Origin of the sequence: Aureimonas sp. AU4, assembly GCF_001463765.1 — a bacterium.
Taxonomy (GTDB): domain Bacteria; phylum Pseudomonadota; class Alphaproteobacteria; order Rhizobiales; family Rhizobiaceae; genus Aureimonas.
Genome location: NZ_BBWK01000041.1, coordinates 44,804 through 65,127, shown reverse-complemented (window position 1 = coordinate 65,127; position 20,324 = coordinate 44,804). Strand labels below are relative to the sequence as shown.

General features: G+C 70.3%; 22 protein-coding genes. 9 read left to right on the top strand and 13 right to left on the bottom strand.

All coding sequences use genetic code 11. The annotated features are described in order from the left end of the window. Positions 1–311 (bottom strand): hypothetical protein (locus tag AUL35_RS22780; RefSeq protein WP_210168688.1); only part of this gene is annotated, 311 nt, incomplete at its 3' end. 41 nt (positions 312–352) lie between these two features. After that, complete coding sequence (locus tag AUL35_RS12955) at positions 353–1,726, bottom strand: Nramp family divalent metal transporter (protein WP_062015402.1); 1,374 nt, start codon at positions 1,724–1,726, stop codon at positions 353–355. A 304-nt stretch (positions 1,727–2,030) separates the two neighbouring features. On the opposite strand from AUL35_RS12955, the gene AUL35_RS12950 reads away from it, so the two are divergent. The 4 genes from AUL35_RS12950 (at position 2,031) to AUL35_RS12935 (ending at position 4,974) form a co-directional block, all read left to right on the top strand. Then, on the top strand, positions 2,031–3,212 hold the full coding sequence (locus AUL35_RS12950; RefSeq protein WP_062015400.1) for an alpha/beta fold hydrolase: 1,182 nt from the start codon (positions 2,031–2,033) through the stop codon (positions 3,210–3,212). Further along, positions 3,209–3,793 (top strand): protein-S-isoprenylcysteine O-methyltransferase, encoded by a 585-nt coding sequence (locus AUL35_RS12945; protein WP_062015398.1) that lies wholly within the window; start codon positions 3,209–3,211, stop codon positions 3,791–3,793. The genes AUL35_RS12950 and AUL35_RS12945 overlap by 4 nt, the downstream gene beginning before the upstream one ends. 1 nt (position 3,794) lies before the next feature. Then, positions 3,795–4,448, top strand: a complete 654-nt coding sequence (locus tag AUL35_RS12940) for a hypothetical protein (RefSeq protein ID WP_062015396.1) — start codon at positions 3,795–3,797, stop codon at positions 4,446–4,448. 85 nt (positions 4,449–4,533) lie between these two features. After that, the gene (locus tag AUL35_RS12935) at positions 4,534–4,974 is read left to right on the top strand and encodes a Fur family transcriptional regulator (protein ID WP_062015394.1); all 441 of its coding nucleotides are present in this window, start codon (positions 4,534–4,536) and stop codon (positions 4,972–4,974) included. Positions 4,975–5,192: 218 nt separating this feature from the next. On the opposite strand, the gene AUL35_RS12930 is transcribed toward AUL35_RS12935, so the two are convergent. Further along, positions 5,193–5,627, bottom strand: a complete 435-nt coding sequence (locus AUL35_RS12930) for an OsmC family protein (RefSeq protein ID WP_062015392.1) — start codon at positions 5,625–5,627, stop codon at positions 5,193–5,195. Between the two features lie 230 nt (positions 5,628–5,857). Here AUL35_RS12930 and AUL35_RS12925 point away from each other — a divergent pair, with 230 nt between their 5' ends. Together AUL35_RS12925 and AUL35_RS12920 are read left to right on the top strand one after the other, a co-directional pair. After that, positions 5,858–6,829 carry a tyrosine recombinase XerC gene (locus AUL35_RS12925; protein WP_062015390.1) on the top strand — a complete coding sequence of 324 codons (972 nt, stop codon included), beginning with the start codon at positions 5,858–5,860 and terminating at the stop codon, positions 6,827–6,829. Positions 6,830–6,938: 109 nt separating this feature from the next. Beyond that, positions 6,939–8,009 carry a TraB/GumN family protein gene (locus AUL35_RS12920; protein ID WP_062015387.1) on the top strand — a complete coding sequence of 357 codons (1,071 nt, stop codon included), beginning with the start codon at positions 6,939–6,941 and terminating at the stop codon, positions 8,007–8,009. Between the two features lie 273 nt (positions 8,010–8,282). Here AUL35_RS12920 and AUL35_RS22600 read toward each other — a convergent pair whose 3' ends face one another. The 4 genes from AUL35_RS22600 to AUL35_RS12900 form a co-directional block, all read right to left on the bottom strand. Next, positions 8,283–8,897, bottom strand: a complete 615-nt coding sequence (locus AUL35_RS22600) for a DUF1007 family protein (RefSeq protein WP_062015385.1) — start codon at positions 8,895–8,897, stop codon at positions 8,283–8,285. A 1-nt stretch (position 8,898) separates the two neighbouring features. Beyond that, complete coding sequence (locus tag AUL35_RS22595) at positions 8,899–9,600, bottom strand: hypothetical protein (RefSeq protein ID WP_062015383.1); 702 nt, start codon at positions 9,598–9,600, stop codon at positions 8,899–8,901. 2 nt (positions 9,601–9,602) lie between these two features. Further along, the gene (locus AUL35_RS12905) at positions 9,603–10,193 is read right to left on the bottom strand and encodes a HupE/UreJ family protein (RefSeq protein ID WP_062015381.1); all 591 of its coding nucleotides are present in this window, start codon (positions 10,191–10,193) and stop codon (positions 9,603–9,605) included. Positions 10,194–10,354: 161 nt separating this feature from the next. Further along, complete coding sequence (locus AUL35_RS12900) at positions 10,355–11,224, bottom strand: hypothetical protein (RefSeq protein ID WP_062015379.1); 870 nt, start codon at positions 11,222–11,224, stop codon at positions 10,355–10,357. A gap of 85 nt (positions 11,225–11,309) precedes the next feature. On the opposite strand from AUL35_RS12900, the gene AUL35_RS12895 reads away from it, so the two are divergent. The 3 genes from AUL35_RS12895 (at position 11,310) to AUL35_RS12885 (ending at position 12,267) form a co-directional block, all read left to right on the top strand. Then, positions 11,310–11,561 carry a hypothetical protein gene (locus tag AUL35_RS12895; RefSeq protein ID WP_062015377.1) on the top strand — a complete coding sequence of 84 codons (252 nt, stop codon included), beginning with the start codon at positions 11,310–11,312 and terminating at the stop codon, positions 11,559–11,561. Between the two features lie 121 nt (positions 11,562–11,682). Then, positions 11,683–11,961, top strand: coding sequence for a hypothetical protein (locus AUL35_RS12890; RefSeq protein ID WP_062015375.1), 279 nt, complete (start codon positions 11,683–11,685; stop codon positions 11,959–11,961). A 75-nt stretch (positions 11,962–12,036) separates the two neighbouring features. Further along, positions 12,037–12,267, top strand: a complete 231-nt coding sequence (locus AUL35_RS12885; protein WP_062015374.1) for a hypothetical protein — start codon at positions 12,037–12,039, stop codon at positions 12,265–12,267. 308 nt (positions 12,268–12,575) lie between these two features. Here the strand turns inward: AUL35_RS12885 and lpdA are convergent, their stop codons facing one another. The 6 genes from lpdA to AUL35_RS12855 form a co-directional block, all read right to left on the bottom strand. Further along, complete coding sequence (gene lpdA, locus AUL35_RS12880; RefSeq protein ID WP_062015372.1) at positions 12,576–13,994, bottom strand: dihydrolipoyl dehydrogenase; 1,419 nt, start codon at positions 13,992–13,994, stop codon at positions 12,576–12,578. Positions 13,995–14,022: 28 nt separating this feature from the next. Then, entirely contained in the window at positions 14,023–14,430 is a 408-nt protein-coding gene (locus tag AUL35_RS12875) for an MAPEG family protein (RefSeq protein ID WP_082666309.1), read from the bottom strand. A 70-nt stretch (positions 14,431–14,500) separates the two neighbouring features. After that, positions 14,501–14,989, bottom strand: coding sequence for a hypothetical protein (locus tag AUL35_RS12870; RefSeq protein ID WP_062015368.1), 489 nt, complete (start codon positions 14,987–14,989; stop codon positions 14,501–14,503). Continuing rightward, entirely contained in the window at positions 14,986–15,747 is a 762-nt protein-coding gene (locus tag AUL35_RS12865) for an SDR family oxidoreductase (protein ID WP_062015366.1), read from the bottom strand. The genes AUL35_RS12870 and AUL35_RS12865 overlap by 4 nt, the downstream gene beginning before the upstream one ends. Positions 15,748–15,816: 69 nt before the next feature. After that, positions 15,817–17,142 (bottom strand): 2-oxoglutarate dehydrogenase complex dihydrolipoyllysine-residue succinyltransferase, encoded by a 1,326-nt coding sequence (gene odhB / locus AUL35_RS12860; RefSeq protein WP_062015365.1) that lies wholly within the window; start codon positions 17,140–17,142, stop codon positions 15,817–15,819. A 54-nt stretch (positions 17,143–17,196) separates the two neighbouring features. Next, the gene (locus AUL35_RS12855) at positions 17,197–20,211 is read right to left on the bottom strand and encodes a 2-oxoglutarate dehydrogenase E1 component (protein ID WP_062015363.1); all 3,015 of its coding nucleotides are present in this window, start codon (positions 20,209–20,211) and stop codon (positions 17,197–17,199) included. Positions 20,212–20,324: the final 113 nt, after the last annotated feature.

The following is a 20,324-nucleotide window of genomic DNA, read 5'->3' as shown; positions in this document are numbered from 1 at the left end:
GACACATCGGCGCTGCGCGGAACGTTGCCATCCCACCGCGAAACTGTCAGACCGAAAACGATCCGCTGAGAGGAACTCCCAAGGCCGCTCGAACCACCGTGGACATCCATCCCGGGTGCTTCGGAGCCCTTCGTCCGAACCGCGTCCGGTGCGTTTCGCTCCGGTCCGCCGCTCCGGCGCCGCAGCGCCGTCTCGATGGGCGGCTTATAGGCGGCGCCCGCTTCCAGGGTCAAGCATGAAAATCCAAAAAACTTCGCTTTGTTTCGATTCCCCTTTCGCATGAACGGCTTAGCTAGGACGTGCGGCGTCATTCAACTGTCGCGCCGTTCGCCGCCGGTGCGCGTCGTATCCCTTATCCGAGCGCCCCGAGCGAGAAGTCGAGCACGAGCTTGGCGTTCAGGGCGACGATCAGGACGGCGATCAGGACGGCGAGCGCGAGCAGCCAGATCGGGGCACGGAACGCCCCCACCTTGGACCGGTCCGCCGACATGCGCACGAGCGGCACCACGGCGAACGGCAGTTGCAGCGACAGGACGACCTGGCTGAAGACGAGGAGCGCGTTGGCGCTCGTCTCCCCGTAGAGAAGGATGATCGCGGCCGCCGGCAGGATGGCGAGGGCCCGCGTGACGAGACGCCGGACCACGGGGGAGATCCTCAGGCGCAGGAAGCCCTCCATGACGATCTGTCCCGCCAGCGTCGCGGTCACGGTCGAGGAGAGGCCGGAGGCGAGAAGGGCCACCGCGAAGAGGACCGGCGCGATCGTGGCCCCGAGGAGCGGGGCGAGAAGGGCATGTGCCTCCTCGAGATCCCCCACCGCCCCATGGCCGGTCGCATGGAAGCTCGCCGCCGCCAGAATGAGGATCGAGGCGTTGACCAGAAGCGCGAAGCCGAGCGCCAGGGTCGAGTCCAGCGTGGCGAAGCGGATCGCCTCGCGCCGCCCTTCGAGGTCCTCGCGATAGGCTCGCGTCTGCACGATGCCGGTGTGGAGGTAGAGGTTGTGCGGCATCACCGTCGCGCCGAGGATGCCGAGAGCGAGGTAGAGTTGCTGCTGGTCGGTCACGATGCTGACCGACGGCAGGAAGCCCGACGCGATCGCCGCGATCGAGGGCTGCGCCAGGAGAAGCTGGCCGACGAAGCACAGCGCGATCACCAGGATCATGGTTGCGACGAAGGCTTCCAGGCGCCGGAAGCCGCGCGACTGGAGCCACAGGATCACGAAGACGTCGAGCGCGGTGACGAGAACCCCCCATTCGAGCGGCAGGCCGAACAGGAGCTTCAGCGCGATCGCGGTGCCGATCACCTCCGCCAGGTCCGTCGCGACGATGGCGAGCTCGGCCAGGAGCCAGAGCGCGAACGAGGTCGGGCGCGAGTAGGTGTCGCGGCAGGCCTGCGCGAGGTCGCGCCCCGTGGCGATGGCGAGCCGCGCGCAGAGCGCCTGGAGAACGATCGCCATCAGCGAGGAAAGGAGAACCGCGAACAGCAGCGTGTAGCCGAACTGCGAGCCGCCCGCGAGCGAGGTCGCCCAGTTGCCCGGGTCCATGTACCCCACCGCCACCAGATAGCCCGGCCCGAGAAAGGCGAGGAAGCGCCGCCAGAAGGTTCCACCCTCGCGGATCGGCACGGTGCGGTAGGAGGCGGTGAGCGAGCCCTCCTCTCGCGCGGAATGGAAACCGTCCGGCTGGCGCACGGGCGGATCGAGGGCGGCGGCTTCGGAAGGCGGCGGCATGGGGTCGGTCCGGCAGGAGGGGCTGAACGCAAGCTAGGTCGGTGCCGGGCGAAGGTCAATGCAAATGCGAATGGTTTGCAACAAACCGTTCGCGAGCGCGGCAATGCGGTGGCTCCCGATACCCGAGGGAAACACTCGAAGCCCGTCGCGCGTCCCAACCCGATCCGCCCGATCCAGCCCGACGCTCGAACGCCGCCCCAGCCCGCCGCCGCCAAGCCACCGCACGCCATGCGGCAGGCAACGAGGCACCGTGGCCGCGTCCGCGACGCTCGACACCGCACCGCTCTGCCACTAAACGTCGGGCATGGCTGAAACCGTTCGGAAGCGGGCCGTATTCTTCATCGGAGGGTACGATCCCAAGACACCCGATGCCTTTTTCGAGCGATTTCAACGCGAACTCAGCCGCTCCGACAAGCTCTGGAACCTCGCCTCCACCACCGAACGCGTGGACGGCGACGCGCTGCGCGAGGCGGGCACGCTCGCCATCCGCACCACCCCGGCGGACGGAAGCTGGGAAACGCGCACCGACTTCACCTTCTTCTCGCTCGACGGCATCGTGCTCGCCGACTTCGCGCGCCCGCTCCCCCTCCGGCTCTGGCGCTACCTCGTGGCCTTCGCCGACTTCGTGGCGAGCGGCACGGCCGGACGCTTCTTCGCGCACGCCTGGCGCTTCGGCCTCTACTTCCTCTACCCGTTCGCGGTGATCGCGGCCTGCGCGCTTCTGGGAGGCCTCGCTGCGGCCGTCGCCTCGCGCTGGCTGGGTTTATTTGGCCTTGCGCCCGGCCTTCTCGTCTTCGCGCTCGCGCTGGATCTGGCCGGCCGACGCTGGTCGATCGCCCATCTCATGGATCTCTGGAGCTTCTCGCGCGAGCACATGCGCGGGCAACGGCCCGAGGCGGAGGCACTGATGCGGCGCTTTTCCGGGGTGATCCGCGACCGGGTCGCCGCCGAGCGCTACGACGAGGTCCTTCTCGTCGGCCACAGCACCGGCGGCATGATCATGCTGGAGGTGGCCGCGCTCTACAGCGAGCTGGCGGGGAAATCGCCCCAGGGGCCGGAGAACGTCGTGGTGCTGACGCTCGGCTCGACGGCGCTCAAGGCGGGCTACCATCCTGCCGCACGGCGCTTTCGCGAGCGCGTCCGCCGCCTCATCGAGGACCGGCGCCTCGCCTGGGTCGAGATCCAGTGCCTCACCGACGTCATCAACTTCTACAAGACCGATCCCGTCGCCGAGATGGGCCTCGGGTCGAACCGGACGGAACCCTTCCCCATCGTGCGAACCATCAAGATCCGATCCATGCTCCAGGCCGACACCTACCGGCGCATCCGCCGCCGCCTGTTCCGGGTCCACTACCAGTACGTTTTCGCCAACACGAAGCCCTACTGGTACGACTTCTTCCAGATCGTCTGCGGGCCGGTCCCGCTCGTGGAGCGGACCGAGCGCGCGCTGGTCGGCAGCCCGTCCGTGCCGGCGCTCGCCCCATGACGCCGGCCCTGTCCACCGTCATCTGGGTCGCCTGCCTCGTCGCCTGGGTCGTGATCCGCCTGCCCTACCAGCGTCGCGCGCGACGCATCGGCGTCTCGCGCGACGCCCGGACCCTTCCGGACCGCCTGGCGCTCGGCGCGGCGACCGTCGGCCTCGCGGTGATCCCCGGCCTCCATGCGGCGACCGGCCTCTTCCGCTTCGCGGACTACCCCTTCCAGCCCTGGCTCGCCTGGATCGGCGCGGCGGTCGCCGTCGCGTTCCTTGCCCTCTTCACCGCCAGCCACCGGGCGCTCGGGAAGAACTGGTCGGTCTCGCTCGAGATCCGCCGCGAGCACACGCTCGTGACGGACGGGCTTTACCGCTACGTCCGCCATCCCATGTACTCCTCCTTCTGGCTCTGGGCCCTCGCGCAGGCCTGCCTCGTGCAGAACGGCGTCGCGGGCCTGAGCGGACTCGTCGGCGTCGCCCTCCTCTACTGGACGAGGGTCGGCCCCGAGGAGCGCATGATGCGTGAGGCGTTCAACGGGGCCTACGATGCCTATGCCCGGCGCACGGGCCGCGTCGTCCCCAAGGTCTGGTGAGATGATCGATTCCGCAAACGAGGCGCCGGCCGGCCCGACCCGCCGCTCGTTCCTGACCCTCGGCCTCGGCCTGGCCCTCTCGGGCCTCGCCGGCCCGACGCTCGCCGCCGGCCCGGCCTCGGCGGCCAAGGCGCCCCCCCGGACGGCCCAGCCTCCCTCGGTCTACCTCCTTCGCGGGTTCGCGGGCGTCTTCTCCACCGGCATCGACCAGATCGACGAGGCGTTGCGCGCCTCGGGCATCCGCAGCCACATCGGCAGCCATCTCGGCTGGCATTCGGTGGCCGACACGATCCTGGAGCGCCATGCGGCGGGCGAGGACGGTCCGGTCGTCCTGATCGGCCACTCGCTCGGCGCCAACGCCGTGATCTCGGTGGCCGAGGTCCTGGAGCACGAACGCGTCGACGTGCGCTACCTCGCAAGCTTCGCCGCCACCGCGCCCGACCCCTTGCCCGGCAACATCGACCGCGTCGTCAACTTCTACTTCTCGGAAGGCGGCTGGGGACGGCCGCTGGTTCCCGGGCCGCGCTTCCGCGGCCGCCTCGAGAACCGCGACTTCGCGGGATACCGCGACGTCGGCCACTTCAATATCGACAAGCAGCCCGCCCTCCAGAGCGAGGTCGTCAAGAACACGTTGCAGGTCCTGCGCCAGGGCTGAACCGGGGTCGCATCCCTCTCGGCTGCCCCTTTTTCGCCGGGGAGCAGCCCCTAGGCGGCGGGCCGAAATTTGATAGACAGGGCGGATGACGAGGCCCGCCCCCCCGCCGCACGACAAGCCCGACTACGAGACGCTCCTGCGCGAGAGCGGCGTGCGCATCACGCGCCCGCGCCGCACCATTCTCGGCATCCTCGCCGCCCAGCCCGGCCACCCCGACGCGCTCGAGATATTCCGCCGCGCCAGCGCCGTCGATCCCGCCATCTCGCTGTCCACCGTCTACCGCACCATGCGGCTTCTCGAGGAAATGGGCGCCATCCACCGCCACGCCTTCGGCGACGGCCCCTCGCGCTTCGAGACCGCCGACGGCGACCACCACGACCACCTGATCGACATCGAGTCCGGCGAGGTCGTCGAGTTCAGCTCCGAACGCATCGAAGCCCTCCAGACCGAGATCGCCCGCGAACTCGGCTACGACATCGTCTCCCACCGCCTCGAAATCTACGGCCGCAAGCGCCGGCCGGCCTGAGGCGGGGCTCGGGTCATGGCGGGGCTACCGCCCCGGGGCCCCGTCCGGGAAGGAATTCCCGGACCCTTCTTTTCGTTTGAACGGTCTTTTCCCAGCCGAGGCGGGTCGTTGGCCCGTCCCGGCTGGGAACACTCTTCAAATGACGAGGGGTCCAGGGGAAATCATTTCCCCTGGTGGGGTCGAGGGGCGAAGCCCCCGCCTCGACCCCCAGTGCCCGCTCAGACCAGCTTGGCGTCGAGCGAGACCTGGATGGCGCCGAGCGCCTTCGAGATGGGGCAGCCTTCCTTAGCCTTGGTGGCGAGTTCCTGGAACTTGGCGTCGTCGATGCCGGGCACCTTGCCTTCCAGGGTGATGGCGCTGGACTTCACCTCGAAGCCGCCGCCGGCCTGCTCGACGGAGACCACGGCGCGGGCCTTGAGCTCGTCGGCGGGGGTGCCGTTCTCGGCGAGGAAGTGGGAGAGCTGCATGGCGAAGCAGCCGGCATGGGCGGCGGCGAGCAGTTCCTCCGGGTTGGTGCCCGAGCGGCCGGACTCGTCCTCGAAGCGCGACTTGAAGGAGTAGCCGTGCGCGTCGAGCGCGCCGGACTGGGTGGTGACGGTTCCCTTGCCGTCGCCGAGGGCTCCGTTCCAGATGGCGGTCGCGTGACGTTTCATGATGAGGCATCCCTTCGTGTCTGTTCGGCCGAGCGGCCGGGTTCGGGCAACGCGGTGCAGCGCAAGGGGTTGCGTCGGAACGCCTGTCGCGCGATCCGATCGCCCGAGAGCAGCGCGCCCATAGATGGCAGGCGCGGGCGCCGGGTCCAGCGCGGTGCGCGCCGTTAAAACTTTGCCGCGAAGCGGGGCTTAGGATGGGCCGGTCCGCCCTTCCAGCCGGTTCGCCTTCCATGTCCGACGCCCCCGCCCCGCTTCTCGTCTTCGCGACGCCCCGGCTTCTGGCCCTGAAGGCGGCATGGCTGGAGCGGCTGGGCGGCGAGCGGGCGCTCGGGCCCAAGACCGTGGAGGCCTACGAGCGGGACCTGCGCCAGTTCCTCCAGTTCCTCGCGCGCTACCACGGCCGCCCGGCCGAGACCGACGACATGGCCGACCTCAGGCCGGCGGACCTGCGCGCCTTTCTGGCGGAGCGGCGCCGCGAGGGCGCGGGCGCGCGCTCGCTCAACCGCAACCTGTCGGGCGTGCGCTCCTTCGTGCGGCACCTGGAGCGCGAGGGCTTGGCCTCCGCGGCGGGGCCGGGCGCGATGCGCGCGCCCAAGGTTCCCAAGACCCTGCCCCGCCCCTTGAGCGTGCCCGATGCCCGGCTCGTGACGGAAGAAGCGGGCGCCATGGCGTCCGAGCCTTGGATCGCAGCGCGCAACACGGCGGTGCTGACGCTTCTCTACGGCTGCGGGCTTCGCATCGGCGAGGCGCTGGCGCTGCCGGGCGATGCGCTGGCCGACCCGCAGGCGCGCTCGATGCGCATTCTCGGCAAGGGGCGCAAGGAACGGCTCGTGCCGCTGCTGCCGGCGGTTCTGGAGGCGGCGGCGGAATATCGCCGCCTCGTGCCCTTCGCGCTTTCTCCCGAGGAGCCCTTGTTTCGCGGCGCGCGGGGCGGCCCGCTGCGGCCCCAGATCGTGCAGGGCGAGATGCAGCGCCTGCGCGGGCTTCTCGGCCTGCCGGACTCGGCGACGCCGCACGCGCTGCGCCATTCCTTCGCGACGCATCTCCTGGCGCGCGGCGGCGACCTGCGCGCGATCCAGGACCTTCTCGGCCACGCCTCGCTCTCGACGACGCAGGGCTACACGGCGGTGGATGCGGCGCGGCTTGTCGGCGTCTACGACAGCGCCCATCCCCGCGCGCGCCGCGCCGCGCGCGGTTCGTGAAAAGCCGATGGATCTCGTTCAGCCTTTGGTGGGCACGCCCGTGCGAGGCTCGCCACCTCGCCTTCGCCGTCCGGGCTCCCGCCGCCCGTCCCCACCGGAGCCCCGCCGCATGACGCCGATACCCTTCCGGCCGCGCCGTCTCGCCCGCCTCGCGCTGGGGGCCGCGCAGGCGCTGCCGCTCGCCCTGTGCGGGCTTCTCCTGTTCGGCGTCTATGCGGCCCCCGCGCAGGAGGCGCCGCCGGGAGAGTGCCGTCCGGCCGAGAGCGCGGTGCCGATGCTTCGGGCCGAGGGCCGGCTGGCGGCGCTTGAGCGCGAGGCGGCGGCCGAGCCCAACGGCGAGGGCCGCTTCTACCGGATCGAGCGGCCCGGCCTCGCCCCCTCGTTCCTCCTGGGAACGATGCACCTGTCCGACCCGCGCCTTCTCCAGCTCCCGCCCGCCGCCGACCGGGCGCTCGCCGGCGCGTCGGCGCTGGTGATCGAGACCACCGACATCCTCGATCCGGCCGCGACCGGCCAGGCCCTCCTCCTGCGGCCCGACCTCACGACGCTGCCCGCCGGCCGCAAGCTCGCCGACCTCCTGCCGCCGCGCGAGCTCGACCGTGTCCGGCTGGCCCTGTCGGCCCGCGCCATGCCGCCGGCCTCGGTGGAAACGCTGCAGCCCTGGTTCCTGGCGACCGCGCTGGTGCTCACCCCGTGCGAGGCCGAGCGGCTGCGGGACGGGGCCAAGGTGCTCGACGTCGATCTCGCGGCGCGCGCCAAGGCGGCGGGCAAGCCCGTGGAGGGCCTGGAGACCGCGGCCGAGCAGATGGCAGCGCTGGCCTCGCTGCCGCTGGAGGCGCAGGCCACCAATCTCGTGGCGACGGTGGAAACGCTGGACCGACTGCCCGCCGTCCTGGAGACCATGACCGACCTCTACCTCCAGGGCCGCATCGCGCTGATCGGTCCGGTGATCGAGGCGATGGCGCCGAACGGCACCGACGAGGCGAGCGCACTCCAAGTCACGCAGGCCTTCGAGGAGCGCGTCATCACGGCGCGCAACCGGCTGATGAGCGAGCGCCTGCAGCCGCTCCTTGAGAAGGGGGGCCGCTTCGTGGCGGTGGGCGCGCTCCACCTGCCGGGCCGCGAGGGCGTCGTGGAATCGCTGCGCCGCGCCGGCTGGCAGGTGACGCCGGAAACTTGAGCGCGAGAGGCTGTTATGAACCGGGAACAGGGTTTGTACCGTCCGACCCGATCCGCCGGGTAGGAGCCGGGGGCAGGTCGCAGCGGGGCTACGGCCCAGCCCGGCGGCGCCCTCCGGCGGTTCGGGGCGGACGGCCCGAAGGGTCGGGTGAGCCAAGGGCATCCGCCCTGTCGGCCCGAGCGGCCCGGACCGCCAGTCCGGGCCGCTCGATCCTCCTCGCGGCTATCCCCTGGCTGACCCGATACAACCCCTGTTCCCGGTTCATAACAGCCTCTAGCGGTAGGGCGCCGGCCGGCAGGTCAGGCTGATCTCCTGGGGGATGATCGTGCCGTCGAAATAGGGATGCTCGGCGTCGTCGCGCACGGTGGCCGCGCAGCGCCCCTCCGTGTCGCCGCGCAGCACCGCCGGCTGGTCCTGCGTCAAGGCGGCATAGACCGCGAAGTCGGGGTCCTTCAGCTCCACCGCGACCTTGGTCGCGATCGGGTCGATCGGCTCGGGGAAGCGGAAGCCGAAGGCGAAGGTCACCGCGCCGTTGTCGAGGCTCGCCCGGAAGCCGAAGGGCTGGAGCGTCTCGCGCTCCGTGCCGCCGACCGTCAGGTACGTGTAGTAGTGGATCTCCGCCAGACGGCCGAGAACCTCGGTCTCCATCGCCTTGGCCTCGCGCTCGTCGAAGCGGCCGTCGTGGTTCTCGTCGTAGTCGAAGACGAGCTGCGCGCTGAAGGCTTCGTCGAAGGTCCACGCCTCGCCGAAGCCGGTGAGCTTGCCCCCGTCCATGTTGAACAGGACGCGGCACTCCATCGAGATGTCGGGATGGGCCTCGGCGGGGCAGGCCGGAAGGGCGAGCGCGAGGGCGGCGGCGAGGAGGCGCGTGTGTCGCTGGAGAGCCACGTCAGAACTCGGGAAACGGGGTGGACTCGGCCGGGCCCATGCGCCCCGCCGCGCTCGGCAGGACCGCCCGCCCGCGAAAGGCGAGCGTCGCCCCGCCGTAGAGAAGCGCGACCGCCAGGACCCAGGCGCCGAGGATGCGGGCGGCCAGGCGCCGCGCACCGGGCGGCAGGGCGCGCGCCAGCGCGCAGGCCGCGCAGCCCAGCGCCAGAAGCGCGAGGCCGGCGAGAACCGGCACGAGGGGATCGTGGAAGCTCGGATCGAGAAGCCGCACCGCGATCGCGCCCATCGCCCCGGTCGCCAGCGCGGCGAGCGCCAGAAGCGGCGCGGCGAGGCGCGTTCCTTGCGCAAACAGCGCGAGGCCGACGCACAGTCCCGCCAGCGGCCCGGTCAGGAAGGCATGGGTCGAGGCGTTGGGCAGGAGCGCCATGGCGGCGAGGAACGGCGCGCGGGCGAGCGTGCCGAGCCCCGCGCCGACCGCGAGCGCGAGGCCGACCGGCGCGACCGACCCGCCCCGCAGTCCCGTCGCGAAGCCGAGGCCGAGCACCGGCAGGAGCATCTCGCCCGCCAGCCGGCCCGCGAGCAGGCCCCAGTTGACGCCGGCCCCCGTCGAAAGGCTCCACAGCCCCGTGCCCAGAAGCACGAGCGCGATGCCCGCGCCCAGCGGCGCGCGGGCCGAGCGCAGCCCGGGCGCCGCGCGGCTCACCCTCAGGCCACCACAAGGAAGCCGACGCCGGCCAGCGCGATCGCGCCGCCCAGCCCTTGGGCGAGACGCCCGCCGAAGGGCCGCCCGATCAGGAGCCCGACCGCGATCCCGACGAGATGGATCGCCCCGGTCGCCAGCACGAAGCCCACCGCGTAGAGCGCGGGATCGGCGCTGAGCGGCAGCTCGACCCCGTGCGCGTAGCCGTGGAAGATCGCGAAGGTCCCGACCACCAGGAGCGCGAGCGCCTCGGGCAGCGGCAGGCGCAGGGCGATCAGGAGGCCGAGCGCCAGGATCGAGAGCGCGATGCCGGTTTCGACATGGCCGAGCGGCAGGCCGGCCATCCCGGCCAGCGCGGCCGCCGCCATCACGAGCGGAAAGGTGGCGGGCAGCGTCCAGACCGACCGCCCGCCGATCTGCGCGCCCCAAAGGCCCACCGCGAACATGGCGAGGAAGTGGTCGGGGCCGGTGAGCGGATGGGCGAGCCCGCTGCCGAACCCCCCGGCGTCCTGCAGGATGTGGGCCGAGGCGGGCGAGCCGGACAGAAGAAGCGCGAGCGCCGCGAGCGCGGCGGCGGGGCGGATCGGGGGGCGCATAGGCGGACCGGCCTCCTTCCTGGTGGCGTTTCGCGATACGGGCCGAGCGGCCGGGCGTTCCGCGCGACAGTCGCCCGAAGCGCGGCGAAATAAGGGCGGATCGCCCGAGGGCCGCCGCCCGCCGCGCCGGCGCCAGCCCCGCGACGGCCAGGGGCCCGCTCTCAGCCGTCGTCCTCGCCCGGCAGTTTCTTCGGACCGCCGCCCAGCCGCAAGCCGTTCTCGTAGTGGAAGGCGAGAAAGCTCAAGGCCTTCAGGATGCAGTCGAGATAGGTCTCCTCGAGCCGAGGGGTGACGGTGGGAGTTCCCGCCTCGTCGGAGCCGAAGAGCCCGCTCTCGCGGCCCACCGCCACGATGCGCGTCACCTGCGCCCGGCTCATGTGGAAGCGCCGGGCGAGCTCGCCCCGCGTCGGCCCCGGACCGCCCTCCCGCGCCTTCGCCATCACGGCCATCACCACGAGGCTCCCGCCCTCGATCTCGGCGAAGAGGTGACGGAAGTCCGGGTCGGGAAAGAAGACGTAGCCGTCCTGGGCGTAGGCGTCGCTGCCCGAAACGGTGAGCGCGGGCATCAGCTGGCGCGGCGTCGCCTCGTGCGCGGCCGGGACGTCGAGCAGCCGCAGGGCCTTGAGAGAAGCCTCGATCCAGTCGCTCAGGAACTGCACGATCTTGGGCTCGGCCCGGTAGAGCCGGCTGCGCCGGTCGGCCGGGTCGATCCGCATCTGCGCGAAGCCGTAATGGACGAGGAGTTGCAGCATGGTCTGCGCGGTACGCTTCGAGATGCCCGCCGCCGCCTCGCAGTAGCCCGAGTAAAGGCTGTTGGGCAGGCCCTCGCGGTCCTCGTCCATCGCCGACATGAGGGCGAAGATCATGAAGGCGCGGTAACGCTCCTCCTTGGACAGGAGCTTGAAGGCGTAGGCGACCCCTTCGCGCACCTCAAGAATCGCGCCGGTATAGCGGTCGACGGCCTCGTGGAGCGCGGGATGGCGTCGGAACCGCGCCTCGTATGCGGCCGGTCCCGCGGTCGCCTTATCCATAAGAGTTGAGGACCGCTTATGACCATCCTCCCGAACCAACTCGTCGTTATGAAGCATGCCGGCCCGATTACCCGAGAGTTTTGCAATGACGCGTGCGCAGTCGAAAAAGGTCAGCCAGGGTGAGGCGGCCCGCCACCTTCTCGACGAGATGGCCTTCGCGGTCGCGGCGCTGGGTGCCCTGGTGACGGCTGCGCGAGCCCGTGGCGTTTCGATGGAGGCCGAGAGCGAGCGGATGGAGGATCTGGCCAACCGGCTTCTCGACCTCTCGGAAGAGGCGGGAAGCCTGACGGGCGCGGCGACGATCCACGACCGCTCCGCCAACACAGATCTCCAGTAGGACGAGCCGGCCACCAATCTGTCGCATCGGGCTCCGGAACACCGGCAGCGGCGCGGCGTTCCACGGCGAGGGACGCGCCTTGCGGAATTTCCGCCGCCCGTCCGGTTTCGGAGCCCACCCCATGCGCCGCCTGACACCCCTTCTCCTCGCCGGTCTCCTGACCGGCTGCACGGCCGCTGCCGACCGTCCCTTCGTGCCCGAGGCCGGCCTTGCGCCGTCCTTCTACCGAAAGCCCGTGACGCGGACGTGCGAGAACTACGCGGACCAGACCTATCGCAACTCCTACGAGAACTACACCGACGATTCCGACGGTTTCGGCGTGAACGCCATCCAGCGCCAGCGCGCGGAGGCGGACGGCCGCCAGGCGCTCGCGCGCTGCCGGGCCGGCCGGCTCAACTGACCGCCTCGGGGCGCTTCACAAGCGCCGCGCTTGGGCGCAGTCTCCCCTTCTCTGCAACGGGAGGAGAGAAACAGCATGTCGCGATACAGGATCGAGACCGGCACGGTCAGCGGTGACGAGTTCAGGCCCGGCCCCTTCCACGACGCGGTGAACGCGGCCAGCGTCGCCCAGGCCGTCGAGGCGGTGCGCCCGGTTCTTGCCGAGGGCGGCTTCACGCCCGACTGGGGCGACCATGCCCGCGTTCTCGACGCCGAGAAGCGCGAGGTCGCGCGCGTCGCGCTGACGCCGGAGTTCTGGGCGCACTGAAGGATCGCGGAACCGCCGGCACACTCGCGCCACCGCGAGCGAACGCCGGATACGAAAAAACCGCCGCGAGAGGTCTCGTGGCGGTTCTCGTTCGGGAAGCGCGGGCTTTCGGGCGACCTCTGTGGCGTCGCCAGTACATCCGTGGTCGGGCCAGGCGCCCGAAAACCCATCTTCCAGCCAGCGGCGGCTTTGTCTTTCGACCGCCTCCATCGCTTGGCCTGCACCGTATATGGTGAGGCTTGCGCCAGCCTGCAAGGGGCGATGCCCGCCGCAGGCTGGCTGTTTCACGTGAAACCGGTTCGCCGACCTCAGACGTGGATCGGCTTTGCGAACGCCGCGAAGGCCGCCTCGCGCACGGCTTCCGAGAGTGTCGGGTGGGCGTGGCACGTGCGCGCCAGATCCTCGGACGAGCCGCCGAACTCCATCAGCACCGAGGCCTCGGCGATCATGTCGCCCGCGCTGTGGCCGACGATGTGGACGCCGAGCACGCGGTCGGTCTTGGCGTCGGCGAGGAACTTCACGAAGCCGTCGGTGTGCAACATGGCACGGCCGCGACCGTTGGCGGTGAAGGGGAACTTGCCGACGCGGTACTCGACGCCCTTGCTCTTCAGCTCCTCCTCGGTGTGGCCGACGGAGGCGACCTCCGGCGAGGTGTAGACCACCGAGGGGATGACGCCGTAGTTCACGTGGCCCGCCTGGCCCGCGAGCTGCTCGGCCAGCGCGATGCCCTCGTCCTCGGCCTTGTGGGCGAGCATCGGACCCTTCACCACGTCGCCGATCGCATAGATGCCCTCGACGTTGGTGCGGTAGTGCGCGTCGATCTCGACGCGGCCCGCGCGGTCCAGCGCGACGCCCGCCTCCTCCAGCCCGAGACCGGCCGTGAAGGGCTTGCGGCCCGTCGCCACCAGAACGACCTCGGCCTCCAGCGTCTCGGGCGCGCCGCCCTTGGCCGGCTCGAACGTGACCGAGGCGCCCGAGCCGGTCTTCGCGATCGCCGTCACCTTGGCGCCGAGCTTGAAGTGGAAGCCCTGCTTGACCAGGATCTTCTGGAACTGCGAGGACACCTCGCCGTCCATGGGTCCGAGGATCTTGTCGAGATACTCGACCACCGTGACGCGGGCTCCGAGCCGCGACCAGACCGAGCCGAGCTCCAGCCCGATCACGCCGCCGCCCACCACGACCATGGTCGCCGGCACCTTCTGAAGGGCGATGGCATTGTCGGAGGAGACGATCGTCGTCTCGGCGAGGGGCACGTCGAGGCCGGGAATGCCGGCGACCGCCGAGCCGGTCGCGATCACGATCGACTTCGTCCGGAGCGTCTGCTTCGCGCCATCCTCGGCCGTCACCTCGACCTCGCCGGCCCGCACGATGCGGCCCGTACCGGTGACCGGCGTGATCTTGTTCTTGCGGAACAGGAAGGCGACGCCGTCGACGTTCGCCTTCACGGTCTTGTCCTTGTGGCCGAGCATGGTCGGCAGGTCGAGCTCGGGCGCGACCTTGATGCCGAGTTCGGCGAAGGAATGGTTCGCCTCGGCATACATCTCCGAGGCGTGGAGCAGCGCCTTGGAGGGGATGCAGCCGATGTTGAGGCAGGTGCCCCCGAAGGTCGAGCGCTTCTCGACCACGGCGACACGCAAGCCGAGCTGGGCGGCCTTGATGGCGCAGACGTAGCCGCCCGGGCCGGAGCCGATGACGACGAGATCGAAGGAGGAGGCGGTTTCGGACATCGGGAGAACGCTTCTGATGGTTGATGGTCTAGACGAGAAGAAGAAGCCGCAGGCCCATCAGGCCGAGGCCCACGATCGAGCCTAGCCAGACGAGGCTGCGGATATAGGGAATGCCGGCGAGATAGAGCGGCACGTAGGCGATGCGGGCGAGAAGCCAGATCCAGGCGCCGACGCTGCCGAGACCGCCGTCGCGGTCGGTCGTGACCAGCGCAAGGGCCAGCGCCAGGAAGACCGGGAAGGTTTCCTTGAAGTTGTCGAGGGCGCGCTGGGCGCGGCCGGCATGGACGCCGGCGGGTTTGCGGTCGCCGTCGCGCGGGCCGGCATTCCAGGCTGAGCCGAGCTCGCGCGTCGCCAGCATGCCCTGAAGGCCGAGCTGCACGAAGAACAGGACGAGGGCGAGAACGAGGACGACAAGTTCGTGGGGCAGGCTGGCCATCAGGAGGCTCCGTGTGCGGGGACGGGTCCGCACCATCTGGCTCGGCCGCGCCGGAAGGAAACCATCGGGATCACGGCGAACCCACGGCGGGGCAGGCACCCGTCGCGGTCTCGAAGGGTCGGTCGCTGGGCCGAAGCTCGCCGCCCAGGATCTCGATCGGCTGGAAGGGCGGCTCGGCCTGCACCTCGGGCTGCGTCTGGTGCAGCGTGTAGCAGCCGGAAAAGACGGTGCGCGCGCCCGTCTCGTCGCTCGCCTCGATCGCGACCGGAACGCGCCAGTGGATCTGGCTCATGCCCCCTTCCGCCGCCGGGGCGCCGATCGCGACGCGCACGGCGGCGGTCTTCTCGTAGCCGCGCCGGAAGCTGTCGAAGGAGGGGCGCTCGGGCGTGTCGCGGAAGTAGCTCCAGGCCCGGACGATCTCGTGGCGGTCGACGGCATTGTACAAGGAGCGCAGCACGGCTTCCGGCGTCGAGCGGTCGTCGAGATAGGGCGCGGGCTCGGCCGCCTGCGCGACGCTTGTTCCCAGCAAGGTCGGAACCAGAAGGACGGCGGCCCTCACGGCAGCACCGCCCGCGCGCCGGACACGTCGAGAATGGCGCCGGTGGAATAGCCGGCCTCGTCGGAGGCGAGCCACAGGATGGCGCGCGCCACCTCCTCGGCGGTACCGGGTCGGCGCATCGGGAGCGCCGGCGTCATGTCGCGCACCCGGTCCGGCAGACCACCGGAGGCGTGGATCTCGGTGTCGATGATGCCGGGCCGCACGGCGCAGACGCGCACGCCCTCGGCCGCGACCTCCTTGGCGAGGCCGACAGTGAACGTGTCGATCGCGCCCTTGGCGCTGGCGTAGTCGACATACTGGTCGGGCGAGCCGAGCTTGGCGGCGGCCGACGACACGTTGACGATCGCCCCGCCCAGGCCGCCGCGCGCGGTGGACATGCGGCGCACCGCCTCGCGGGCACAGGCGATCGATCCCAGCGTGTTGATGCGGAACATGCGATCGAGCCGCGCCCAGCTCATGTCGGCGACGCGGGCGGGCTGGTCGACGACGCCCGCGTTGTTGACGAGGACGGCGAGGCGCCCCATCCGGTCGGCGGCCTCGAAGATCGCGGCGATGCCGGCTTCCAATCCGACGTCGCCGCGCGCCGTCTCGGCCCTGCCGCCATGGATGCGGATGGCATCCGCCACGGCCTCGGCGGCGGCCGCGTTCTCGGCGTAGTTCACGAGAACCGCGTAGCCCGCCTGGCCCGCAAGGCGGGCGGTGGCCGCGCCGATGCCGCGCGAGCCGCCGGTGACGATCAGGACGCCGCGATCGCTCATCGGTGGAGATCCTTCTTCCGGCGATCGCGGGAACAGGAGGGGCGGGCGGACCCGCCCCTGTCGGCTTCCTTAGAGGTCGAGCACCAGGCGCTCGGGATCCTCGAGGCTCTCCTTGACGCGCACGAGGAAGGTCACGGCCTCCTTGCCGTCCACGATGCGGTGATCGTAGCTGAGCGCGAGGTACATCATCGGCCGGATCTCGACCTTGCCGCCGATCGCCATCGGCCGCTCCTGGATCTTGTGCATGCCCAGGATGCCCGACTGCGGCGCGTTCAGGATCGGCGTCGACATCAGCGAGCCGTAGACGCCGCCGTTCGTGATCGTGAACGTGCCGCCCTGCATGTCCGACATGGCGAGCTGGCCGTCGCGCGCGAGCTTGGCCATGCGGCCGAGCTCCTTCTCGACGCCCGCGATTGAGCGCTCGTCGGCGTTGCGGATTACCGGGACCACGAGGCCCTTGTCGGTGCCCACCGCCATGCCGACGTGGCAGTAGTTCTTGTAGATGATGTCGGTGCCGTCGATCTCGGCGTTCACCGCCGGGATCTCCTTGAGGGCATGCGTCACCGCCTTGGTGAAGAAGCCCATGAAGCCGAGCTTCACGCCGTGCTTCTTCTCGAACACGTCCTTGTAGCGGTTGCGAAGCGCCATCACCGCCGTCATGTCCACCTCGTTGAAGGTGGTGAGCATGGCCGCCGTGTTCTGCGCGTCCTTGAGGCGCTTGGCGATGGTCTGGCGCAGGCGGGTCATCTTGACCCGCTCCTCGCCCGACGCGTCGTCGCCGGTCGAGGGCGCGCGGGCCTGGGCGGGCGCCGGCGCGGACGCGGAGGCCGGCGACGACACGCCCTTGGCGATGGCGTCGAGGACGTCGCCCTTCAGCACCTGTCCGCGCTTGCCCGAGCCCTCGACGTCCGCGGCCTGCAGCCCGCGCTCGGCGAGGAGCTTCTGCGCGGAAGGGGCGGCGGGCATCTGGCCGCCGTTCATGCCGGACGACGAGGCCGAGGGCAGCGAGGTGTCGGAGCCCGACGGGGCGGGCGAGGCGTTGCCGTAGCCCTCGGTCGCGCCCGAGGCCGGTCCCGGCGTCGCGGGCGCCTTGGCGTCCGCCTTCGGGGCATCCGTCGTCTTGGCCGGCTCGGCGGCCTTGGGCGCGGCGCCCTCGCCCGCCGCGCCGATCATCGCGATCAGCGCGCCGACCTCGACCGTCTCGCCTTCCTTGACGAGGATCTCGGAGAGCACGCCGGACGCCGGCGCCGGCACCTCGACCGTCACCTTGTCGGTCTCGAGCTCGGCGATGGTCTCGTCCGCCTGGACCGTGTCGCCGGCCTTCTTGAACCACTGGCCGATCGTGGCCTCGGTGACGGACTCGCCCAGCGTCGGGACTTTGACTTCGGTGCTCATGGATCGGCTTTCGCGTTCGGGATGGTCGGGTGCGGGATGGAGGGGCGCGGGCGTTTAGGACTTCTGCCCGTCGCCCAGCGCCTCCTCCAGGAAGGCCTCGAGCTGGGAGAGGTGCTTCGACATGGTGCCCACGGCCGGCGAGGCGGCCGCCTGGCGTCCCGCGTAGCGGGCGCGGCGCTTCTCCCCGCCGATGCGGTCGAGCACCCACTCGAGGTAGGGCTCGATGAAGCTCCAGGCGCCCATGTTCTTGGGCTCTTCCTGGCACCACACGATCTCGGCCTGGCCGAAGCGGCCGAGCTCGTTGATCAGCGCCTTGGCCGGGAAGGGATAGAGCTGCTCGACGCGCAGGAGGTAGATGTCGTCGATCCCGCGCTTCTCGCGCTCCTCCAGAAGGTCGTAATAGACCTTGCCGGTGCACAGCACGACGCGGCGAATTTCCTTGTCCTTGCGAAGCTTCACCGTGACGGTGGCCGGCTTCATCTCCGCGTCGTCCCACAGGAGACGGTGGAACGAGGTCTCGCCCGCCATCTCGGAGAGGTCCGACACGGCGCGCTTGTGGCGCAGCAAGGACTTGGGCGTCATCAGGATCAGAGGCTTGCGGAAGTCGCGCTTCATCTGGCGGCGCAGGATATGGAAGTAGTTCGCCGGCGTCGTGACGTTGGCGACCTGCATGTTGTCCTGCGCGCAGGACTGGAGGTAGCGCTCGAGGCGCGCCGAGGAGTGCTCGGGGCCCTGGCCCTCGTAGCCGTGCGGAAGCAGCATCACGAGGCCCGACATGCGCAGCCACTTGGCCTCGCCCGACGAGATGAACTGGTCCACCACGACCTGCGCGCCGTTGGCGAAGTCGCCGAACTGCGCTTCCCAGAGCGTCAGCGCGTTGGGCTCGGCCAGCGTGTAGCCGTACTCGAAGCCGAGGACGGCTTCCTCCGAGAGCATCGAATTGATGACCTCGTAGGTCGCCTGGCCCTTGGCGAGGTTCTGGAGCGGGATGTAGCGGTTCTCGGTCTGCTGGTCGTAGAGCACCGAATGACGTTGGCTGAACGTGCCGCGCTCGGAATCCTGGCCCGACAGGCGGATCGGCGTGCCTTCCGTCAGAAGCGAGCCGAAGGCCAGCGCCTCGCCGGTCGCCCAGTCGATGTTCTCGCCGCTTTCGATCGCCTTGGAGCGGTTGTCGAGGAAGCGGCCGATGGTCTTGTGGACCTCGAAGCCCTGCGGCACCTCGGTCAGCTTCTGACCGAGCTCGCGCAGCGTCTTCAGCGGCACGCCCGTCGCCCCGCGGCGCTGCTCGTCCTCGTCGTCGGCCCGGCGCAGGCCCGACCACGCGCCGTCCAGCCAGTCGGCCTTGTTGGGCTGGTAGCTCTGCCCGGCCTCGTACTCGGCGTCGAGTGTCTCGCGCCACTCGGCGCGCCGCGCGTCGACGTCGCCCTGCGCGAGCACGCCGCCTTCCACGAGCTTGGCCGCGTAGATCTCGAGCGTCGTCTTCTGCTCGCGGATCTTGCGGTACATGAGGGGCTGCGTGAAGCCCGGCTCGTCGCCCTCGTTATGGCCGAAGCGGCGGTAGCAGAACATGTCCACCACGACCGGCTTGTGGAAGGTCTGGCGGTACTCGATGGCGATCTTGGCCGCGAAGGTGACGGCCTCGGGGTCGTCGCCGTTCACGTGGAAGATCGGCGCCTCCACCATCTTCGCCACGTCCGACGGATAGGGCGAGGAGCGCGAGAAGCGCGGGTTGGTGGTGAAGCCGATCTGGTTGTTGATGATGAAGTGCAGCGTGCCACCGACGCGGTGGCCCTTGAGGCCCGACAGGCCGAAGCACTCCGCCACCACGCCCTGGCCGGCGAACGCCGCGTCGCCGTGGATCAGCAGCGGCAGGACGCGATTGCGGTCCTCGATCGCGACCGGCTCGGTGCGCGTGCGCCCGCCGCCGATCTGGTCCTGCTTGGCGCGCGCCTTGCCCATCACGACCGGGTTGACGATCTCGAGATGCGAGGGGTTGGCGGTCAGCGACAGGTGGACGTTGTTGCCGTCGAACTCGCGGTCCGCCGAGGCGCCGAGGTGGTACTTCACGTCGCCCGAGCCGTCGACGTCCTCGGGCTTGTAGGAGCCGCCCTTGAACTCGTGGAAGATGGCGCGGTGCGGCTTGCCCATGACCTGGGACAGGACGTTCAGGCGGCCGCGATGGGCCATGCCGAGAACGATCTCCTGCAGGCCGAGCTGGCCGCCGCGCTTGATGATCTGCTCGAGCGCCGGGATGAGCGACTCGCCGCCGTCGAGGCCGAAGCGCTTGGTGCCCTTGTACTTGACGTCGATGAACTTCTCGAAGCCCTCGGCCTCGATCAGCTTGTTGAGGATGGCGCGCTTGCCCTGCTCGGTGAAGTCGGCGCCCTTGCCCTCGCCCTCGATGCGCTCCTGGATCCACTGCTTCTCGACGGGGTTCGAGATGTGCATGAACTCGACGCCGAGCGTGCCGCAATAGGTGCGCTCGAGGATCTCGACGATCTGGCGGATCGTGCCGAACTCGCGGCCGAGCACCTTGTCGAGGAAGATCGGACGATCGTAGTCGGCGGGCGTGAAGCCGTAGTTCTCGGGGGAGAGCTCGTTGTAGTCCTCCTCGGGCTTGGCGATGCCCAGGGGGTCGAGCTTGGCGTGAAGATGGCCGCGCACGCGATAGGCGCGGATCAGCATGAGCGCGCGCACCGAGTCGCGCGTCGCCTGAAGGATGTCGGCCTCGCTCGGCGGCGCCTTGCCGTTCGCGGGGGCGGCGGCGGCCTTGTCGCGGATTTTCTTCTCGACCCGGATCTCGGCCTCGCCCCAGTTGCCGTCCAGCGCCGAGACCAGCTCGCCGTTCGCCTGGATCGGCCAGTTGCGGCGCGACCAGGACGGGCCGTCGGCGTTCCGCTCGACCGTCGTCCTGTCCTCGCCCAGCGACTGGAAGAAGCCGCGCCACTCCTCGTTGACGGAACCGGGGTCGCGCTCGTAGGCGGCGGCCAGCTCGTCGATGTAGTCGGCGTTGCCGCCGTAGAGGAAGGAGGTCTGAGCGAAGGTCTCGTTCGCCGGATTGCGTGCCATGGGTTCCGTCGCGACGCCTTCGTGGGGGCGCCGTCTCCCTGAAGAATCTTCGAGATGACGAAGGACCCCGAGGAGCCGTCCGTCGTTCACTCCAACACCTGCGCCCCGCGAGG